Below are 14,587 nucleotides of genomic sequence, written 5' to 3'. Positions count from 1 at the left end.
GTCTGACACTGCGGGACCAAAAGGGGCGTTAGCTCAGTTGGTAGAGCAGCGGACTCTTAATCCGTAGGTCGAGTGTTCGAGTCACTCACGCCCCACCATGAAATTCATGGTTCGGGTCTCGCAAGTGTGAATCTGTTCCGGTAGATGTGAGTCTGCTGGAGTGCCCAGTTGATGGGACGTTAGCTCAGTTGGTAGAGCAGCGGACTTTTAATCCGTTTGTCGTGGGTTCGACCCCCGCACGTCCCACCAAATAAAAAGCCCCGATCTTTCGATCGGGGCTTTTTTCATGGTTCTTTGTGTTTCGGTGAGGTCCTTGGAACGCCAACCTCAGTGAGCCGATTCAAGGTCTACTTTTTCTTCACAAAACCGTAGATCACCAGCAGGATCACGGCGCCGACAACAGACGCGACAAAACCAGCGATCTGGCCTGGGGCATACAGACCCAGCGCAGCACCGCCGTAGCTGGCGAGAAACGAACCCGCCACACCCAGCACCGCGGTCATGATCCAGCCCATGCCGTCGTCGCCGGGTTTGATGGCACGGGCGACAAAGCCCGCGATCAGGCCAATGAACAGAGTTCCAAGAATGGACATCATGTGGGGTCTACCTTTCAAAATGGGCGGTTGAAAAATGCCTCTGGACTGTAGCGCGATGTTGAAGGCGCCTTCGCCGTCGCTCAAGGTTCATGCAACGCTGCTGGCCGATTCGATGGCATCGGTCAGTTCCAGCCAGCGCGCTTCCAGTGCCTCGATGTCGTCGTTGATGGCTTTGAGCTTGCGCCCGGCATCGGCCATGGCTGACGGAGTGGTCTGCTGGCTCAGTACGGCTTCCAAACCTGATTTTTCTTGGGAGAGTGCCGCCATGCGTTTTTCGTTTTGTTCCAACTCCTTCTTCAAAGGGCGCAACTGTTCGGTCAGTTGCTGCCGGCGTTGGGCATCCTGCTTGCGTTGTTCCGGGCTGCGATTGGCGGCCGGAGCAGGTGCAGGCGCTGCCACGGCGACAACGGGTGCAGCCGCTGGCGCGTTGCGCTGGTCCTTCTGTTCCTGTCGCTGGGCTTCTCGGGCCTGTTTGGCCACGTCCAGCAGGTAGCGCTGGTAGTCGTCCAGGTCGCCATCGAACGGGCCGATGCCGCCGCGCGAGACCAGCCAGAACTCGTCGCAGACGGCACGCAGCAACGCGCGGTCGTGGCTGACCAGCATGACAGTGCCTTCGAATTCGTTGAGCGCCATCGACAAGGCCTCACGCGTCGCGAGATCCAAGTGGTTGGTGGGCTCATCGAGCAACAGCAGGTTGGGGCGCTGCCAGACGATCATGCACAGCACCAGGCGGGCCTTTTCCCCGCCGCTCATGCTGCCCACCGCCTGCTTCACCTGGTCGCCGGTGAAGTTGAAGCTGCCTAGGAAGCTGCGCAGGTCCTGCTCGCGCGTGGCCTGACCACTCAGGCGGCTCTGCGCCGTGCACTCTCGCACCAGGCGGATCATGTGTTCCAGCGGGGTGTCGGCGGGGCGCAGCACATCGAGTTCCTGCTGGGCGAAGTAGCCGATGTTCAGTCCCTTGCCCTCGATGATCTCGCCGCTGATGGCCTTCAGGTCGCGCGCGATGGTCTTCACCACGGTGGATTTGCCCTGGCCGTTGGCACCCAGGATGCCGATGCGCTGCCCGGCCAGCACCGAGCGACTGACGTTGCGCACGATCACGGTGGGTTCACCGCCGTCTTCCGGCGCTGGGTAGCCAAAGCTGACGTCCTGCATGGCCAGCATCGGGTTGGGCAGGTTCTGCGGCTCGCTGAACTCGAAAGTGAAGTCGGCGTCGGCCAGCACCGGGCCGATTTTCTCCATGCGCTCCAGCGCCTTGACCCGGCTCTGAGCCTGCTTGGCCTTGCTGGCCTTGGCCTTGAAGCGGTCGATGAATTTCTGCAGGTGCGCGACCTTTTCCTGCTGCTTGGAGTACGCCGTGGCCTGCAGCGCCATCTGTTCGGCGCGCATGTCTTCGAACTTGCTGTAGTTGCCACCGTAGCGCGTGAGTTGGGCGCGTTCGATGTGGACGGTGACATTGGTCACAGCGTCCAGAAACTCGCGGTCGTGGCTGATCACCAGCATGGTGCCGCTGTAGCGTTGCAGCCAGGCCTCCAGCCAGACCAGGGCGTCCAGGTCCAGGTGGTTGGTGGGTTCGTCGAGCAGCAGCAGGTCGCTGGGACACATCAGCGCGCGGGCGAGCTGCAGGCGCATGCGCCAGCCGCCCGAAAAGCTGTTGACCGGGCGGTCCAGTTCGTCCATGCGGAACCCCAGACCGAGGATCAGGGCTTGCGCACGGGCCGGGGCGTCGTGCGCGCCGGCGTCATGCAGCGCCATGTAGGCGTGGGCCATGCGCTCGCCATCGTTGCTGTCTTCCGATGCGGTCACTTCCTGCTGCGCGGCAAGCAGTGTCACGTCGCCTTCGATCACGAACTGCGTGGCGGGCATGTCGGTCTCGGGCATGTCCTGTGCCACCTGCGCCATGCGCCACTGGGCGGGCACATAGAAGTCGCCCTTGTCTTCGTGCAGTGTCTTGTTGAGCAGACCGAACAGGCTGGACTTGCCGGCGCCGTTGCGCCCGACCAGGCCGACTTTTTCACCGGGGTTGATGGTGGCGGAAGCGCCATCGAGCAGGACCTTCGTGCCGCGACGAAGGACCAGGTTTTTCAATGTGATCATGGGAGGGGCGTTGGCTGGGAAGCCAGTGCCGAAAGGGAATCGGAGGTGAGAAGAAGAACCTGGTCGTCGCCGGCGCTGGTGGACAGCCACACGGCATCGAGTTGCGGAAACGCAGCTTCGAAGTGTTCGCGTTCGTTGCCGATTTCAAGCACCAGCACGCCCTTCGGGCCCAGGCGGGAGGGGAGATCGCGCAGCAGATGGCGGACAAAGTCCATGCCATCGGCTCCGCCGGCCAGCGCGAGTTCGGGCTCGGCGAGGTACTCGGCGGGCAGGGCGCTCATGCTCTGCGCGTTGACATAGGGCGGGTTGCACAGCACCAGGTCGTAGGGGCCGGGGCAGTCCCTGAGCCCGTCGGACTCGATGAGGGTGATGCGGTCCTGCAGGCCGTGCCGGTCCACGTTGATGCGGGCCACGGCCAGGGCGTCGGCGGAAATGTCGGCGCCGGTGACCTGCACATCGGGGTACGCCATGGCCGCGAGCACGGCCAGGCTGCCGTTGCCGGTGCACAGGTCGAGCACGTTGCGTGTGTCATCGGACAACCAGGCGTCAAAGCCCCCGTCGACGATCAGCTCCGCGATGAAGCTGCGCGGCACGATGGCGCGCTCGTCGACGTAGAACGACACACCCTGCAACCAGGCTTCTTGCGTGAGGTAGGCAGCGGGTCGTCGGGTTTGAATGCGGCGCGTGATCAGGTCGGCCACGGCCAGCGCCTCTTCGTCGCTGACCGGGGTCTCGGCCATCTCGTCCAGGTCACTGTCCAGCGGCAGGTGAAGTTGCCAGAGCACGAGCCAGGCCGCTTCGTCGCGGGCGTTGTGGGTGCCGTGGCCATAGGCGAGTTGAGCGGCTTCGAGACGCGCCGTGGCCCCGGCCAGAAGGTCTTGCAGGGTCATGGGGTTCAGCGGCTGGCGACCTGTTGCGACAGGTTGTCCAGCACGCGGCGGTAGATGTTCTTCAGTGGCTCGATGTCGGCCACGGCCACGTGTTCGTCGATTTTGTGGATGGTGGCGTTGGGCGGACCGAGCTCGATCACCTGCGGGCAGACCTGGGCAATGAAACGCCCGTCGCTGGTGCCGCCGGTGGTGGAGAGCTGGGTTTTGATGCCGGTCTCGGTGTGGATGGCGGCTTGCACCGCGTCCACCAGCGTGCCGGGCGCGGTGAGGAAAGGTCGCCCGCCAATGGTCCAGAGCAGCTCGTGGTCGGCGCCCGCCTGCAGGCCGTGGCGTTGCAGGATGTCCACCACGCGTTGCTGCAGGCCCTCGGGCGTGGACTCGGTGCTGAAACGGAAATTGAAGTCGATCACCACGCTGCCGGGGATCACGTTGCTCGCGCCCGTGCCGCCGTGGATGTTGCTCACCTGCCAGCTGGTGGGGGGGAAGTAGGCGTTGCCCTGGTCCCAGACGGTGGTGGCCAGTTCGGCCAGCGCGGGCGCGGCCAGGTGGATCGGGTTCTTGGCCAGGTGCGGGTAGGCGATGTGGCCCTGGATGCCCTTGACCGTCAGCTTGCCGCTCATGGTGCCGCGGCGGCCGTTCTTGATCATGTCGCCGGTGCGCTCGACCGATGTGGGTTCACCAACGATGCACCAGTCCAGCCGCTCGCCGCGTCGCTGAAGCTCCTGACAGACGATCACCGTGCCGTCGTTGGCGGGGCCTTCTTCGTCGCTGGTGAGCAGGAAGGCGATGTCGATGGCGGGGTTCGGGTTCGACGCGATGAATTCTTCGCAGGCCACCACCATGGCCGCCAGCGAGGCTTTCATGTCGCTCGCGCCCCGTCCGAACAGCTTGCCGTTGCGGTGCGAGGGCACGAACGGGTCGCTTGCCCAGGCGTCCAGCGGGCCGGTGGGCACCACATCGGTGTGACCCGCCCACACCAGCGTGGGCTGCTGACCGGTGCCGCGACGCGCCCAGAGGTTGCTGACCCGGAAGTCGGCGGGGCCGCTGTCGACGCGTTCACAGTGAAACCCGATGGCCGCGAGCCGACCGGCGATCACGTCCAGGCAGCCCTCGTCGGCGGGCGTGACCGAGGGGCGGGCGATCAGTTCTTCGGTCAGGCGCAACGTGGCGGTCATCAGAATTTGACGTCGAGCGTGAACTCGGTGAAGGTGGCGGCGTCGCTCTGGTCGTCTTCGCTCGGCGTGGCGTTCTGGTTCGACTTGGACGCGTTGAAGTCGTTTTGCAAACGCCAGAGCAGGTTGTTGGGCGAGTCGGAATGCGCCAGGCCTTCGTTGCGAGACACCAGGCCATCGCTCACCAGCCGGGCCAGGTCTTGTTCGAAGCTCTGCGAGCCCACCGCGAGCGACTTCTCCATGGCTTCGCGCACCGCAGAGAAGTCGGCTTTCTGGATCAGGTCGGCGATCAGGGCGGTGTTGAGCAGCACCTCCATGGCGGGCACGCGGCCACCGGTGTGGGTGCGCAGCAGCCGTTGCGACACGATGGCGCGCAGCGCGGCGGCCAGGTCGCCCAGCATGGTCGAGCGCACTTCCACCGGGTAGAAGTTGAGGATCCGGTTGAGCGCCTGGTAGCTGTTGCTGGCGTGCAGTGTGGCCATGCACAGGTGGCCCGACTGCGCGTAGGCGATGGCCGCCGACATGGTTTCGCGGTCGCGGATTTCGCCGATCAGGATCACGTCCGGTGCCTGGCGCAGCGCATTTTTCAAGCCGATCTGCAGCGAGGCCGTGTCGTTGCCGATCTCGCGCTGGTTCACCACCGAGCGCTTGTTGCGGTAGACGAACTCGATGGGGTCTTCGATCGTGAGGATGTGGCCCGTGGCGTTCTCGTTGCGGTGGTCGATCATGGCCGCCATCGTGGTCGATTTGCCGGCTCCCGTGGCCCCCACCATCAGCACCAGACCACGTTTCTCCATCACGATGTCGTTCAGGATCGGTGGCACGTTGAGCGAGTCCAGCGTCGGCACGTCGGCGGGGATGTAGCGCACCACCAGAGCGTAGTTGCCACGCTGGCGCATGGCACTGACACGGAAGTTGCCGATGCCCTCCAGCGGCACGGCCATATTGAGCTCGCCCGTGTCCACCAGCTCTTCGATGCGGGCCGGCGGCACGATCTCGGACAGGAGGTTGCGCGGCGCATCCGGCGGCAGCACCTGGCTGTTGATCGGGATGGTCTGACCGTTGATCTTGATCATCGCCGGCGCATGCGCCGTCAGGTACACGTCCGATGCCTTCTTCTCGGCCATCAGACGCAGGATGCGCTCCATCGTTCCGCTGCTCATGCCATGTCCTTAAAGGATTTCAGAAACAGAAAATCTCGTCGACGACCGCGCCTGAACCCAGAACACCGCGGAACTGGCTTTGCCAGGCCGCAGGTGTTGCCCCTTGAGGGGCGGAGCGCAGCGACGGGGGTGATCCACAAGCCCGGGGGGTCAGTCCCTCAGCAAGTCGTTCAAGCTGGTCTTCGAACGCGTCTGCGCGTCCACGCGTTTGACGATGATCGCGGCGTACAGGCTGTACTTGCCGCCGTCCTTGGGCAGGCTGCCGCTGATCACCACCGAGCCAGACGGGATGCGGCCGTAGGTCACGGTATCGGTCGCGCGGTCGTAGATGGGGGTGCTCTGGCCGATGTAGACGCCCATGGAGATCACCGAGTTTTCCTCGACCACCACGCCCTCGACCACCTCGGAGCGCGCGCCGATGAAGCAGTTGTCTTCGATGATGGTGGGGCCGGCCTGCAGCGGCTCCAGCACGCCGCCAATGCCCACGCCACCGGAGAGGTGCACGTTCTTGCCGATCTGGGCGCAGGAGCCCACGGTGGCCCACGTGTCCACCATCGTGCCTTCGTCCACATAGGCGCCGATGTTCACGTAGCTGGGCATCAGGATCGCGCCCTTGGCGATGTAGCTGCCCCGGCGCGCCACGGCGGGGGGCACCACGCGCACGCCGGTGGCCTTCATCTCGGCTTCGCTCAGGTGGGCAAACTTGGTCTGCACCTTGTCGAAGAAAGCCAGGTCGCCGGCCTTCATGACCACGTTGTCCTTCAGGCGGAAGGACAGCAGCACCGCCTTCTTGATCCACTGGTGCACCGTCCACTGGCCCACGGCCTCGCGCGTGGCCACGCGCAGTTGGCCACCATTGAGCTGGCTGATGACGTGCTCAACGGCGTCCAGCACCTCTTTGGGCGCGGAGGCGGGAGACAGTTCGGCGCGGTTGTCCCAGGCGGTTTCGATCAGGGCTTGCAGTTGTTGGGTCATGTTGCGAAGTGAAGTTGCAGGGTGTGCGTTGAGCAGAGAGCGACCAGGCGGTCACTCAGCGGTGTGTCTGACAGAACCGGACGATGCGGTCCGCAGCCTCCAGGCATTCGACGGGCTCGGCCACCAGCGCCATGCGAACCCGACCCCGACCGGGGTTCAGGCCCTGGGCCTCGCGGGCGAGGTAGCTGCCGGGCAGAACCGTGACATTGTATTGAGCCAGCAGCTCGCGAGCGAAGGCCTCGTCGGCGCTCAGGCCGGGCACGCGGCTTTCAAAGGAGGCCGGGACACCCGCCCACAGATAGAACGCTGCGTCGGGCAAGGCCACGTCCAGCACCGCGGCGAGCCGGGGCGTGACGGCCGCGAACTTTTCGCGGTATTGGCGGCGGTTGTCGATCACGTGGTCTTCGTCGTTCCAGGCGGCCACGCTCGCGGCCTGCACCGCCGGGCTCATGGCGCCGCCGTGGTAGGTGCGGTAGAGCAGGAAGGCCTTGATCAGCGCGGCATCGCCGGCCACGAAGCCACTGCGCAGCCCGGGCACATTGCTGCGCTTGGACAGGCTGGTGAACATCATCAGGTTCTTGAAGTCAGGGCGACCCAGCTTCACGGCCGCTTCCAGTCCACCCAAGGGTGGCTCGTCGCGGAAATAGATCTCGCTGTAGCACTCGTCGGACGCGATCACGAAGCCGAAGCGGTCGCTCAACTCGAACAGCTTCTGCCACTCGTCCAGCGGCATCACCGCGCCGGTGGGGTTGCCGGGTGAGCAGACAAAGATGAGTTGCGTGCGCGACCAGACGTCGTCGGGCACGCTGTCCCAGTCCACCGCAAAGTTGCGCGAGGGCACGCTCGGCACGTAGTACGGCTGGGCGCCGCCCAGCAGCGCCGCGCCTTCGTAGATTTGATAGAACGGATTGGGAAAGGCCAGCGTGGCGCCGGGTTGGGTCGGGTCCAGCACCGTCTGCGCAAAGGCAAACAGCGCCTCGCGCGAGCCGTTCACCGGCAGCACCTGGGCGGCCGGGTTCACCGTGACGCTGTAGCGCCGCTGCATCCAGTCAGCGCAGGCCTGGCGCAACGACGGCTCGCCGGCGGTGGCCGGGTAACCGGTCAGGCCGGTGTCGAGCGCGTCGGCCAGCGCGTCTTTCAGCATCTGGGGCGTGGCGTGTTTGGGTTCGCCGATGCCCAGGCTGATCGGGCGGTGGGCTGGGGAGGGCGTGACACCCGCGAACAGCTGGCGCAGCCGCTCGAAGGGGTAGGGCTGGAGGCGGGAAAGCAGGGGATTCATGGGCCGAGATTATCGGCCATGCCCCTCTCGGGCCGCTTCCACCCGCGTCACTGTTTTGGCAGGCCCAGATTGCGGATCATCCCGCCCCACTGGTCATAGGTGACTTGGGTCAGGGTCGCGAACGCCTGGGGAGAGTTGCCGCCCGCCTCATAGCCGCCATCCCGGTAAAACTTGACGATTTCGGGCATGGCCAACACCTTGACGAGCGCATCGTTCAGCCTCTTCAACACGGCTGGCGGCATGTTGGCCGGACCATAAAAGCCAAGCCAGCTGGGCAGGTCGAGACCGCTGTATCCCTGTTCGGCGAAGGTCGGTACGTCGGGCAGGGCGCTGATGCGCTGCGGCGCAGCGATGGCCAGTATCTTCACCTTGCCGGTTTGCGACGCGATGATGGCTGAGGGTGCCGAGTCGAACATGTACTGGATTCGCCCACCAATCAAGTCTTTCGCCGCGTCAGAACCGCCCTTGTAGGGAACGTGCACAGAGTCGATCTGCGTCTGCCGGGTGAAGGCCTCTCCATAAATATGGGATGACGTGCCCAGCCCAAACGAGGCATAGCTGGTCTGGCCTGGAAGGGTTTTGATGTGTGCGACCAGTTCGCGCACATTGTTGGCGGGCACGGTGGTGCTCATGGACAGCACCAGCGGTCCCCGTCCACCCACGGTGATGGGGGTGAAGTCCTTGAACGGGTCGTAGGGCACTTTGGCGAAGGTGTGGGGATTCTGAGTCAGGGTCGAAGAGGGGGCGTACATCAGCGTGTAGCCGTCAGGCGCGGCGCGCGCCACCTCGCTGGCCGACAGCATGGTGCTGGCGCCCGGGCGGTTGTCCACGATCACATTCGCATCCAGCACCTCGCCCAGTTTCTGGGCCACGGCACGTGCCTGGGCATCGGTGCCCCCACCGGCGGTGAAACCGACCACGATGCGGATCGAACGGCCCTTTTGCGGGAAGTCCTGTGCCCAGGTCGGCAGAGAGGTGCCCAGAAGGGCGGTCGCGCCCAGCAGGGCCAGGGCTTGACGGCGGGTGCGCGAACCCGTGCGGGTTGGGGCAATGGTTGCAGAGGGGCGCGTGGGTTTGGACATGGAGTCTCCTGGTCGGGTTGTTTGTATATTGAACTGTATGTCCATAAAGAATGTAATCAACCGATTTTTATCGGTACTTACCCCAATAACTCTAAAAAAACAGAATAAAAATGGAAAGCAAGTCCATAATTCAACGAAATTCACAGGAGAGCCAAGTGGCAACACAGACCTTGACACGCACCGATGAGCGCTTTCTGACGTCCGACGTGTTTGACCGCGACCAGCGCGTGCCGCGCCCCGTCCACGGTGACTGGGACGAGCCGGGCAAACGCATACCGATCTACCACCGCTGTGGCGTGCTCGTGGTCGGTGGTGGGCCTTCTGGCACGGCGGCTGCAGCGGCGGCTGCGGCCGCCGGTGCGGACGTGGCGCTGCTGGAGCGCTACAACCACCTGGGCGGTCTGTCCACCGGTGGACTGGTGATCTGGATTGATCGCATGACCGACTGGGAAGGGCATCTGGTGGTGCGAGGTTTCGCCCAGGAGCTGTTTGAACGCCTGCCGGCCGAGGCGGTTGCCGGCCCGGCCCGCGAGGACTGGGGTTCACAGAACACGGACAAAGCCGGGTATTGGTCGCACCGCACCGCCGGTTTTCACGGCGTCGTGACCTGGTCGCCCACCATCGATCCGGAACGCCTGAAGCTGCTTTCGCAGGAAATCGTGATCGAGCGCGGCGTCAAGCTCATCTACCACTCCTGGGCGGCCACCCCCATCGTTGAGGGCGGGACGGTCAAGGGCGTGGTGTTCGAAAGCAAGGAAGGCCGCATGGCGATCATGGCCGACGTGGTGGTGGACGCCACCGGCGACGGCGACCTGTTCGCGCGCGCCGGGGCCGCCTTTGTCAACGACATTGAGCAGGCCGACGTGCACCACTGCATGAACACCTCTTGGTTGTTCGGCGGCGTCAACATGAACCGTTGGATCGACTTCAAAACCCAGCGACCCGACGAGCATGCCGCCTTCATGGCCCGTGGCCGCGAGGCGCTCAAACTGTTTGAGCGGCCCTTCGTGTCCTGGCGAAACGACATTGCGCTCTTCATGGGGCCGCGTCAGTCCGGCTATTCGGCGCTGGACGTGGACGACCTGACGGCGGTGGAGGTGCGCTCGCACCGGGCAATGGCCGCCCACCTGGACTATTTCAAGGCCCATGCCCCCGGCTTTGAAGACGCCTATCTGCTACAGAGTGCGCCACAAATCGGCGTGCGCCACGCCCGTCGGTTGGTGGGCACGGACGGTGTCTGGCGCCACCGCTGGCCCGATGGCCGGGCCCTGCCGGACGAGGTGGCTGTGTCGCCAGCGGTGTCGCCCAAATTTCCCAACATCTCCATTCCGTACGGCGCGCTGGTGCCCCAGGCGCTCGACGGTCTGCTGGCCTGCGGTCGTCACATCTCCTGCGACCGCAACTCGCATGGCTTCATGCGCGAAATTCCGCAGTGCTGGCTGACCGGCCAGGCCGCGGGCGTGGCGGCTGCGCTGGCCGTGGCGGGGGGCCTGCAGCCGCGCGCGGTGGACATCGCGCGGTTGCAACAGGGCTTGCTGGCGCAGGGTGTGTACCTGCGACCGGGCGCGACTGTCACGCTCACGCCGTCCGCGCTCGCTGCCTGAATCGCCCCCCGGTTCGCCGCTGCACCGTACCCGCCCGTAAGCCAAGCAAGGAGACATTGATGGACGCCCCTGCATCACCTGCCAGTACCTGGCCAACGCCCGCGCGCGCACTGCGCAGCAATTTCCCCCGCGGCTCCTATCTCTGGTCGGTGCGCAATGCGCAGTGGCGCGCACTCGGCATTCCCGAGGAGGATTGCGAGAAGCCCAAGATTGCCATCGTCAACTCCAGCAGCGAGCTGGCCAGTTGCTTCAGCCATCTCGATCAGGTGGCGGCCGAGCTCAAGAAAGCCCTGCGCGCGGCCGGGGCCGTGCCTTTCGAGATCCGCACCGCCGCGCCCAGCGACTTCATCACCGGCGCCGGCGCGCGTGGCGCCTACATGCTGGCGGCGCGGGACCTCATCACCAACGACATCGAGGTGGCGGTGGAAGGCGCGCAGCTTGATGGCATGGTCTGCCTGACCTCCTGCGACAAGACCGTGCCCGGCCAGTTGATGGCCGCGGCCCGGCTGGACATTCCAGCGCTGCTGGTGCCCTGCGGGTACCAGGCCAGCGGCAACTACCAGGGGCACCATTGCGACATCGAGGAGGTGTTCATCGGCGCCATGCACGTGGTGTCCGGCGCGCTGGATCGCGACACGCTGGTGGGCATGAGCCGCGAGGCCATCCGCTCGCCGGGCGTGTGCTCGGGCATGGGCACGGCCAACTCCATGCACATCGTCTGCGAGGCGCTGGGCATGGCGCTGCCGGGCAGCGCGCCGGTGGCCGCGATGAGCGAGCGCATGATGGCCGACGTGCGGCGTGCCGGCGCGCGCATCGTGCAGATGGTCTGGGAGGACCTGCGGCCGCGCGCGATCCTGACGCCGGGCGCCTTCGCCAACGCCGTGCGCGCCGTGCTGGCCGTGGGAGGCTCGGTGAACTGCGTCAAGCACCTGCAGGCGGTGGCCACCGAGGCGGGGCTGGACTTGGATGTGTACCGCCTCTTCGAGGAGCTGGGTGCCGAGGTGCCGGTGCTGGCCGGCGTGCGTCCCGTGGGGGTGCACAGCATCGAGCAGTTCGAGGCAGCCGGCGGCTGCCAGGCCGTGCTCAAGCAATTGGTGCCGCAACTGGACACGCGGGTGCTCACCGTGACGGGCCGCACCTTGGCCGCCGATCTGGACGCTGTGTCGGTGCGCGACCCGGAGATCATCCGCCCGCTGGACCGCCCCGTGGCCGCGCTCCCGGCCATCGTGGTGCTGCGCGGTTCCCTGTGCCCCGACACGGGCATCGTCAAGACAGGCATCCTGGAGCGCAAGACGCGTCGTTTTGAGGGGCCGGCCATCTGCTTCGACACCAGCGACGCGGCCCTCGCGGCCCTCAACGAGGGCCGCATCCAGCCCGGCCACGTGGTCGTCATGCGCGGAGCCGGCACGCGCGGCGGTCCGGCCATGGGCGGCGGTGCCTCGCGCGTGGTCTTCGCCATCGACGGCGCAGGGCTGGGCGATCAGGTGGCGCTGGTGACCGATGGCCACCTTTCGGGTCTGGTCTGCAAGGGATTGGTGGTGGCCGAGGTGGCGCCCGAGGCGGCGCTCGGCGGGCCGCTGGCGCTGGTGCGCAATGACGACCCGATCGCCATTGACCTGGATACCCGGTGCTGCGACTTGCTGGTGGACAGCGCCGAGATGCAGCGTCGCCGCGCCGCCTGGACCCCCGCGCCACCGCAGTTCGACCGTGGCTGGCTGCAGATCTACCGCAACAACGTCAGTACGCCTGCCCGGGGGGCCGTGCTGGTCAAGTGAGTGACCGTGATTCAACCGAGGAGACACACCATGAAAAAAGCAACTTCCGTCATGCACCGTCGCGCCCTGCTGGCGCTGATCGGCGCAGCCGCTGCGTTGGTCCTGCCCACGACCGCCTCGGCGCAGACCTATCCCGACAAAACCATCCGCCTGGTCGTGCCCTTCTCCGCGGGCGGTGGCGCCGACACGATTGCGCGCGTCATCGCCAAGGGCTTGGCGGCCCAGGCCGGGCAGCCGGTGGTGGTGGACAACAAACCCGGCGCCGAGGGCATCATCGCCGCACAGGAGGTGATGCGGTCCGCGCCCGACGGCTACACCTTCATGTTGGGCTCCAACACGGCGATGGTGGCCGTGCCGGCCTTGCGCCCCAATCCGCCCTACGACCCCTTTACGGCCTTCACGCCGCTGACCACGGCCGGTGAGTTTTCCATGTTCCTGGCCGTCTCGCCCGCGCTGCCCTCGGGCAGCCTGAAGGAATTCCTCGACCACGTGGCGGCGAACCCCGACAAGTTCAACTCTGGCTCCAGCAACAGCGCTTCGGAACTGGCGATGCTGCAACTGCTGGCCAACCGCGGCGTCAAGGTGGTCAACGTGCGCTACAAGGGCGACGCCCAGGCCATGACGGACCTGGTGGGAGGACAGATCCAAATGATGTTCTCCACCGGCACGCTGGTTCCCGGCTTCGCCAAGGACAAGAAAATCCGCCCGTTGCTGACCTTGTTGCCCGAGCGCAGCCCCCTGCTGCCCGAGGTGCCCACGGCGGCAGAGCTGGGGCTGGGCGCGGTCACGATCGCGCCTTGGGCAGGCTTCTTCGGTCCCGCGAAAATGCCGCCCGCGATCACCGAGCGGCTGAGCCAGATGCTGCGCCAGGTGCTGAGTCGCCCCGACGTGCGCGAGCAACTGGTGGCGCAAGGCTTCTCGGGCTACGGCATGACGTCGGCCCAATTCGCGGCCTTCCATCGCAAACAGTGGGACGCCTTCACGACCACGGTGCGCGAGAACAACGTCAAGTTCGAGTGAACCGCGCAGGAAATACCATGAGCGAGGGTGCGTCGATGGCAGCGGGGGAGGGGCCGTTCAAGGCCATGCGGTCGCCGCGCAGCCGCCCTGCCTCGTTGCACAATCGCCCGACCATGACCGCATCCCACACTCCACGCGCCAAGAGCGCCGACACCGTCAGCGCCCTCGAGCGCGGCCTGGCGGTGTTGCGCAGCTTCTCAGAAGACCGCCCCCAGCTGGGCCATGCCGAACTGGTGCTCTTGACCGGCATTCCGCGACCGACCGTCAACCGCCTGGTGGCCACGCTGGTGGGCGCCGGCATGCTCAAGCCCGCGCCGGTGGCCGACCGCTTCATGCTCGGGCCTGGCGTGGTGTCGCTGGCGCGCGTGTTCCTGGGGAGCCTGGACGTGCGCGGCGTGGCGCGGCCCTACCTGCAGTCGCTGGCCGAAGAGGTGGGTGTCTCCACCTACCTGGCGGTGCGCGATGGCATGGAGATGGTGATCATCGAGGCTTGCCGGCCGCGCACGTCCATGCTGGCGGCGCGGCTCGACGTCGGCTCGCGCGCACCATTGCCGGTGTCTGCGCTGGGCCGAGCCTTCCTGTCCGCGGTGGATGAGCCTCAGCGCCAGCAACTGATCGACTCGCTGCGCCTGCAGCGCGGGCCTGAATGGGACAGCGTGGCGCCCGCGATGCATCGCGCCATCGACGAGGCGCGCAACCTGGGTTACTGCCTTTCGCTGGGTGAGTTCCACCGCGAAATCAACTCGGTGTCGGTCGCCCTGATCGGTCCGAGCGGTGAGGTCATGGCGCTGAATTGCGGCGGCGCGGCCTTCATGTTCACCGAACAACGGCTGCGTGAGGAACTCGCCCCACGGCTGCGCACCATCGCGCAGGCCATCGCACACGCCATCGGTGGGCACCTGCCCGCGTTGCCATAGCCCCATCCCCCTGAACT

12 protein-coding genes and 2 tRNA genes are annotated in these 14,587 nt (G+C 65.9%); 6 read left to right on the top strand and 8 right to left on the bottom strand.

The genetic code is table 11. From position 1 onward, the window contains the following. The first annotated feature begins 22 nt into the window (after positions 1-22). Both IM738_RS08700 and IM738_RS08695 read left to right on the top strand, forming a co-directional pair. Positions 23-98 (top strand) — tRNA-Lys (locus IM738_RS08700). 75 nt (positions 99-173) lie between these two features. Continuing rightward, a tRNA-Lys gene (locus tag IM738_RS08695) sits at positions 174-249 on the top strand. A 98-nt stretch (positions 250-347) separates the two neighbouring features. Here IM738_RS08695 and IM738_RS08690 read toward each other — a convergent pair. The 8 genes from IM738_RS08690 to IM738_RS08655 all read right to left on the bottom strand — a co-directional run bounded on the left by IM738_RS08690 (position 348) and on the right by IM738_RS08655 (position 9,254). Further along, on the bottom strand, positions 348-596 hold the full coding sequence (locus IM738_RS08690; RefSeq protein ID WP_236965471.1) for a GlsB/YeaQ/YmgE family stress response membrane protein: 249 nt from the start codon (positions 594-596) through the stop codon (positions 348-350). 87 nt (positions 597-683) lie between these two features. Continuing rightward, positions 684-2,693, bottom strand: coding sequence for an ABC-F family ATP-binding cassette domain-containing protein (locus tag IM738_RS08685; protein ID WP_236965470.1), 2,010 nt, complete (start codon positions 2,691-2,693; stop codon positions 684-686). Next, positions 2,690-3,583, bottom strand: coding sequence for a 50S ribosomal protein L3 N(5)-glutamine methyltransferase (gene prmB / locus IM738_RS08680; protein ID WP_236965469.1), 894 nt, complete (start codon positions 3,581-3,583; stop codon positions 2,690-2,692). Before prmB ends, IM738_RS08685 begins: the two co-directional genes overlap by 4 nt. A gap of 5 nt (positions 3,584-3,588) precedes the next feature. After that, on the bottom strand, positions 3,589-4,758 hold the full coding sequence (gene dapE / locus IM738_RS08675; protein ID WP_236965468.1) for a succinyl-diaminopimelate desuccinylase: 1,170 nt from the start codon (positions 4,756-4,758) through the stop codon (positions 3,589-3,591). Further along, on the bottom strand, positions 4,758-5,918 hold the full coding sequence (locus IM738_RS08670) for a PilT/PilU family type 4a pilus ATPase (RefSeq protein WP_236965467.1): 1,161 nt from the start codon (positions 5,916-5,918) through the stop codon (positions 4,758-4,760). The genes dapE and IM738_RS08670 overlap by 1 nt, the downstream gene beginning before the upstream one ends. Positions 5,919-6,068: 150 nt before the next feature. Beyond that, a complete protein-coding gene (dapD, locus tag IM738_RS08665) occupies positions 6,069-6,893 on the bottom strand; it encodes a 2,3,4,5-tetrahydropyridine-2,6-dicarboxylate N-succinyltransferase (RefSeq protein WP_236965466.1) in 825 nt (274 codons plus the stop codon). Positions 6,894-6,948: 55 nt separating this feature from the next. Further along, the gene (gene dapC, locus IM738_RS08660) at positions 6,949-8,172 is read right to left on the bottom strand and encodes a succinyldiaminopimelate transaminase (protein WP_236965465.1); all 1,224 of its coding nucleotides are present in this window, start codon (positions 8,170-8,172) and stop codon (positions 6,949-6,951) included. Between the two features lie 47 nt (positions 8,173-8,219). Beyond that, the gene (locus IM738_RS08655; RefSeq protein WP_236965464.1) at positions 8,220-9,254 is read right to left on the bottom strand and encodes a Bug family tripartite tricarboxylate transporter substrate binding protein; all 1,035 of its coding nucleotides are present in this window, start codon (positions 9,252-9,254) and stop codon (positions 8,220-8,222) included. A gap of 155 nt (positions 9,255-9,409) precedes the next feature. On the opposite strand from IM738_RS08655, the gene IM738_RS08650 reads away from it, so the two are divergent. From IM738_RS08650 to IM738_RS08635, 4 genes are all read left to right on the top strand, one after another. Beyond that, the gene (locus IM738_RS08650; RefSeq protein WP_236965463.1) at positions 9,410-10,858 is read left to right on the top strand and encodes an FAD-dependent oxidoreductase; all 1,449 of its coding nucleotides are present in this window, start codon (positions 9,410-9,412) and stop codon (positions 10,856-10,858) included. Positions 10,859-10,917: 59 nt separating this feature from the next. Further along, on the top strand, positions 10,918-12,633 hold the full coding sequence (gene ilvD / locus IM738_RS08645; protein ID WP_236965462.1) for a dihydroxy-acid dehydratase: 1,716 nt from the start codon (positions 10,918-10,920) through the stop codon (positions 12,631-12,633). A gap of 30 nt (positions 12,634-12,663) precedes the next feature. Beyond that, positions 12,664-13,653: a Bug family tripartite tricarboxylate transporter substrate binding protein gene (locus IM738_RS08640; protein ID WP_236965461.1), complete on the top strand. Its 990-nt coding sequence runs from the start codon at positions 12,664-12,666 to the stop codon at positions 13,651-13,653. A gap of 113 nt (positions 13,654-13,766) precedes the next feature. Beyond that, positions 13,767-14,570, top strand: coding sequence for an IclR family transcriptional regulator (locus IM738_RS08635; protein WP_236965460.1), 804 nt, complete (start codon positions 13,767-13,769; stop codon positions 14,568-14,570). Positions 14,571-14,587 lie beyond the last annotated feature (17 nt).

Origin of the sequence: Hydrogenophaga sp. SL48, from assembly GCF_021729865.1 — a bacterium.
Taxonomy (GTDB): domain Bacteria; phylum Pseudomonadota; class Gammaproteobacteria; order Burkholderiales; family Burkholderiaceae_C; genus Hydrogenophaga.
The sequence above is the reverse complement of the archived record's forward strand: the minus strand, read 5'-3'. Positions and strand labels throughout refer to the sequence as shown.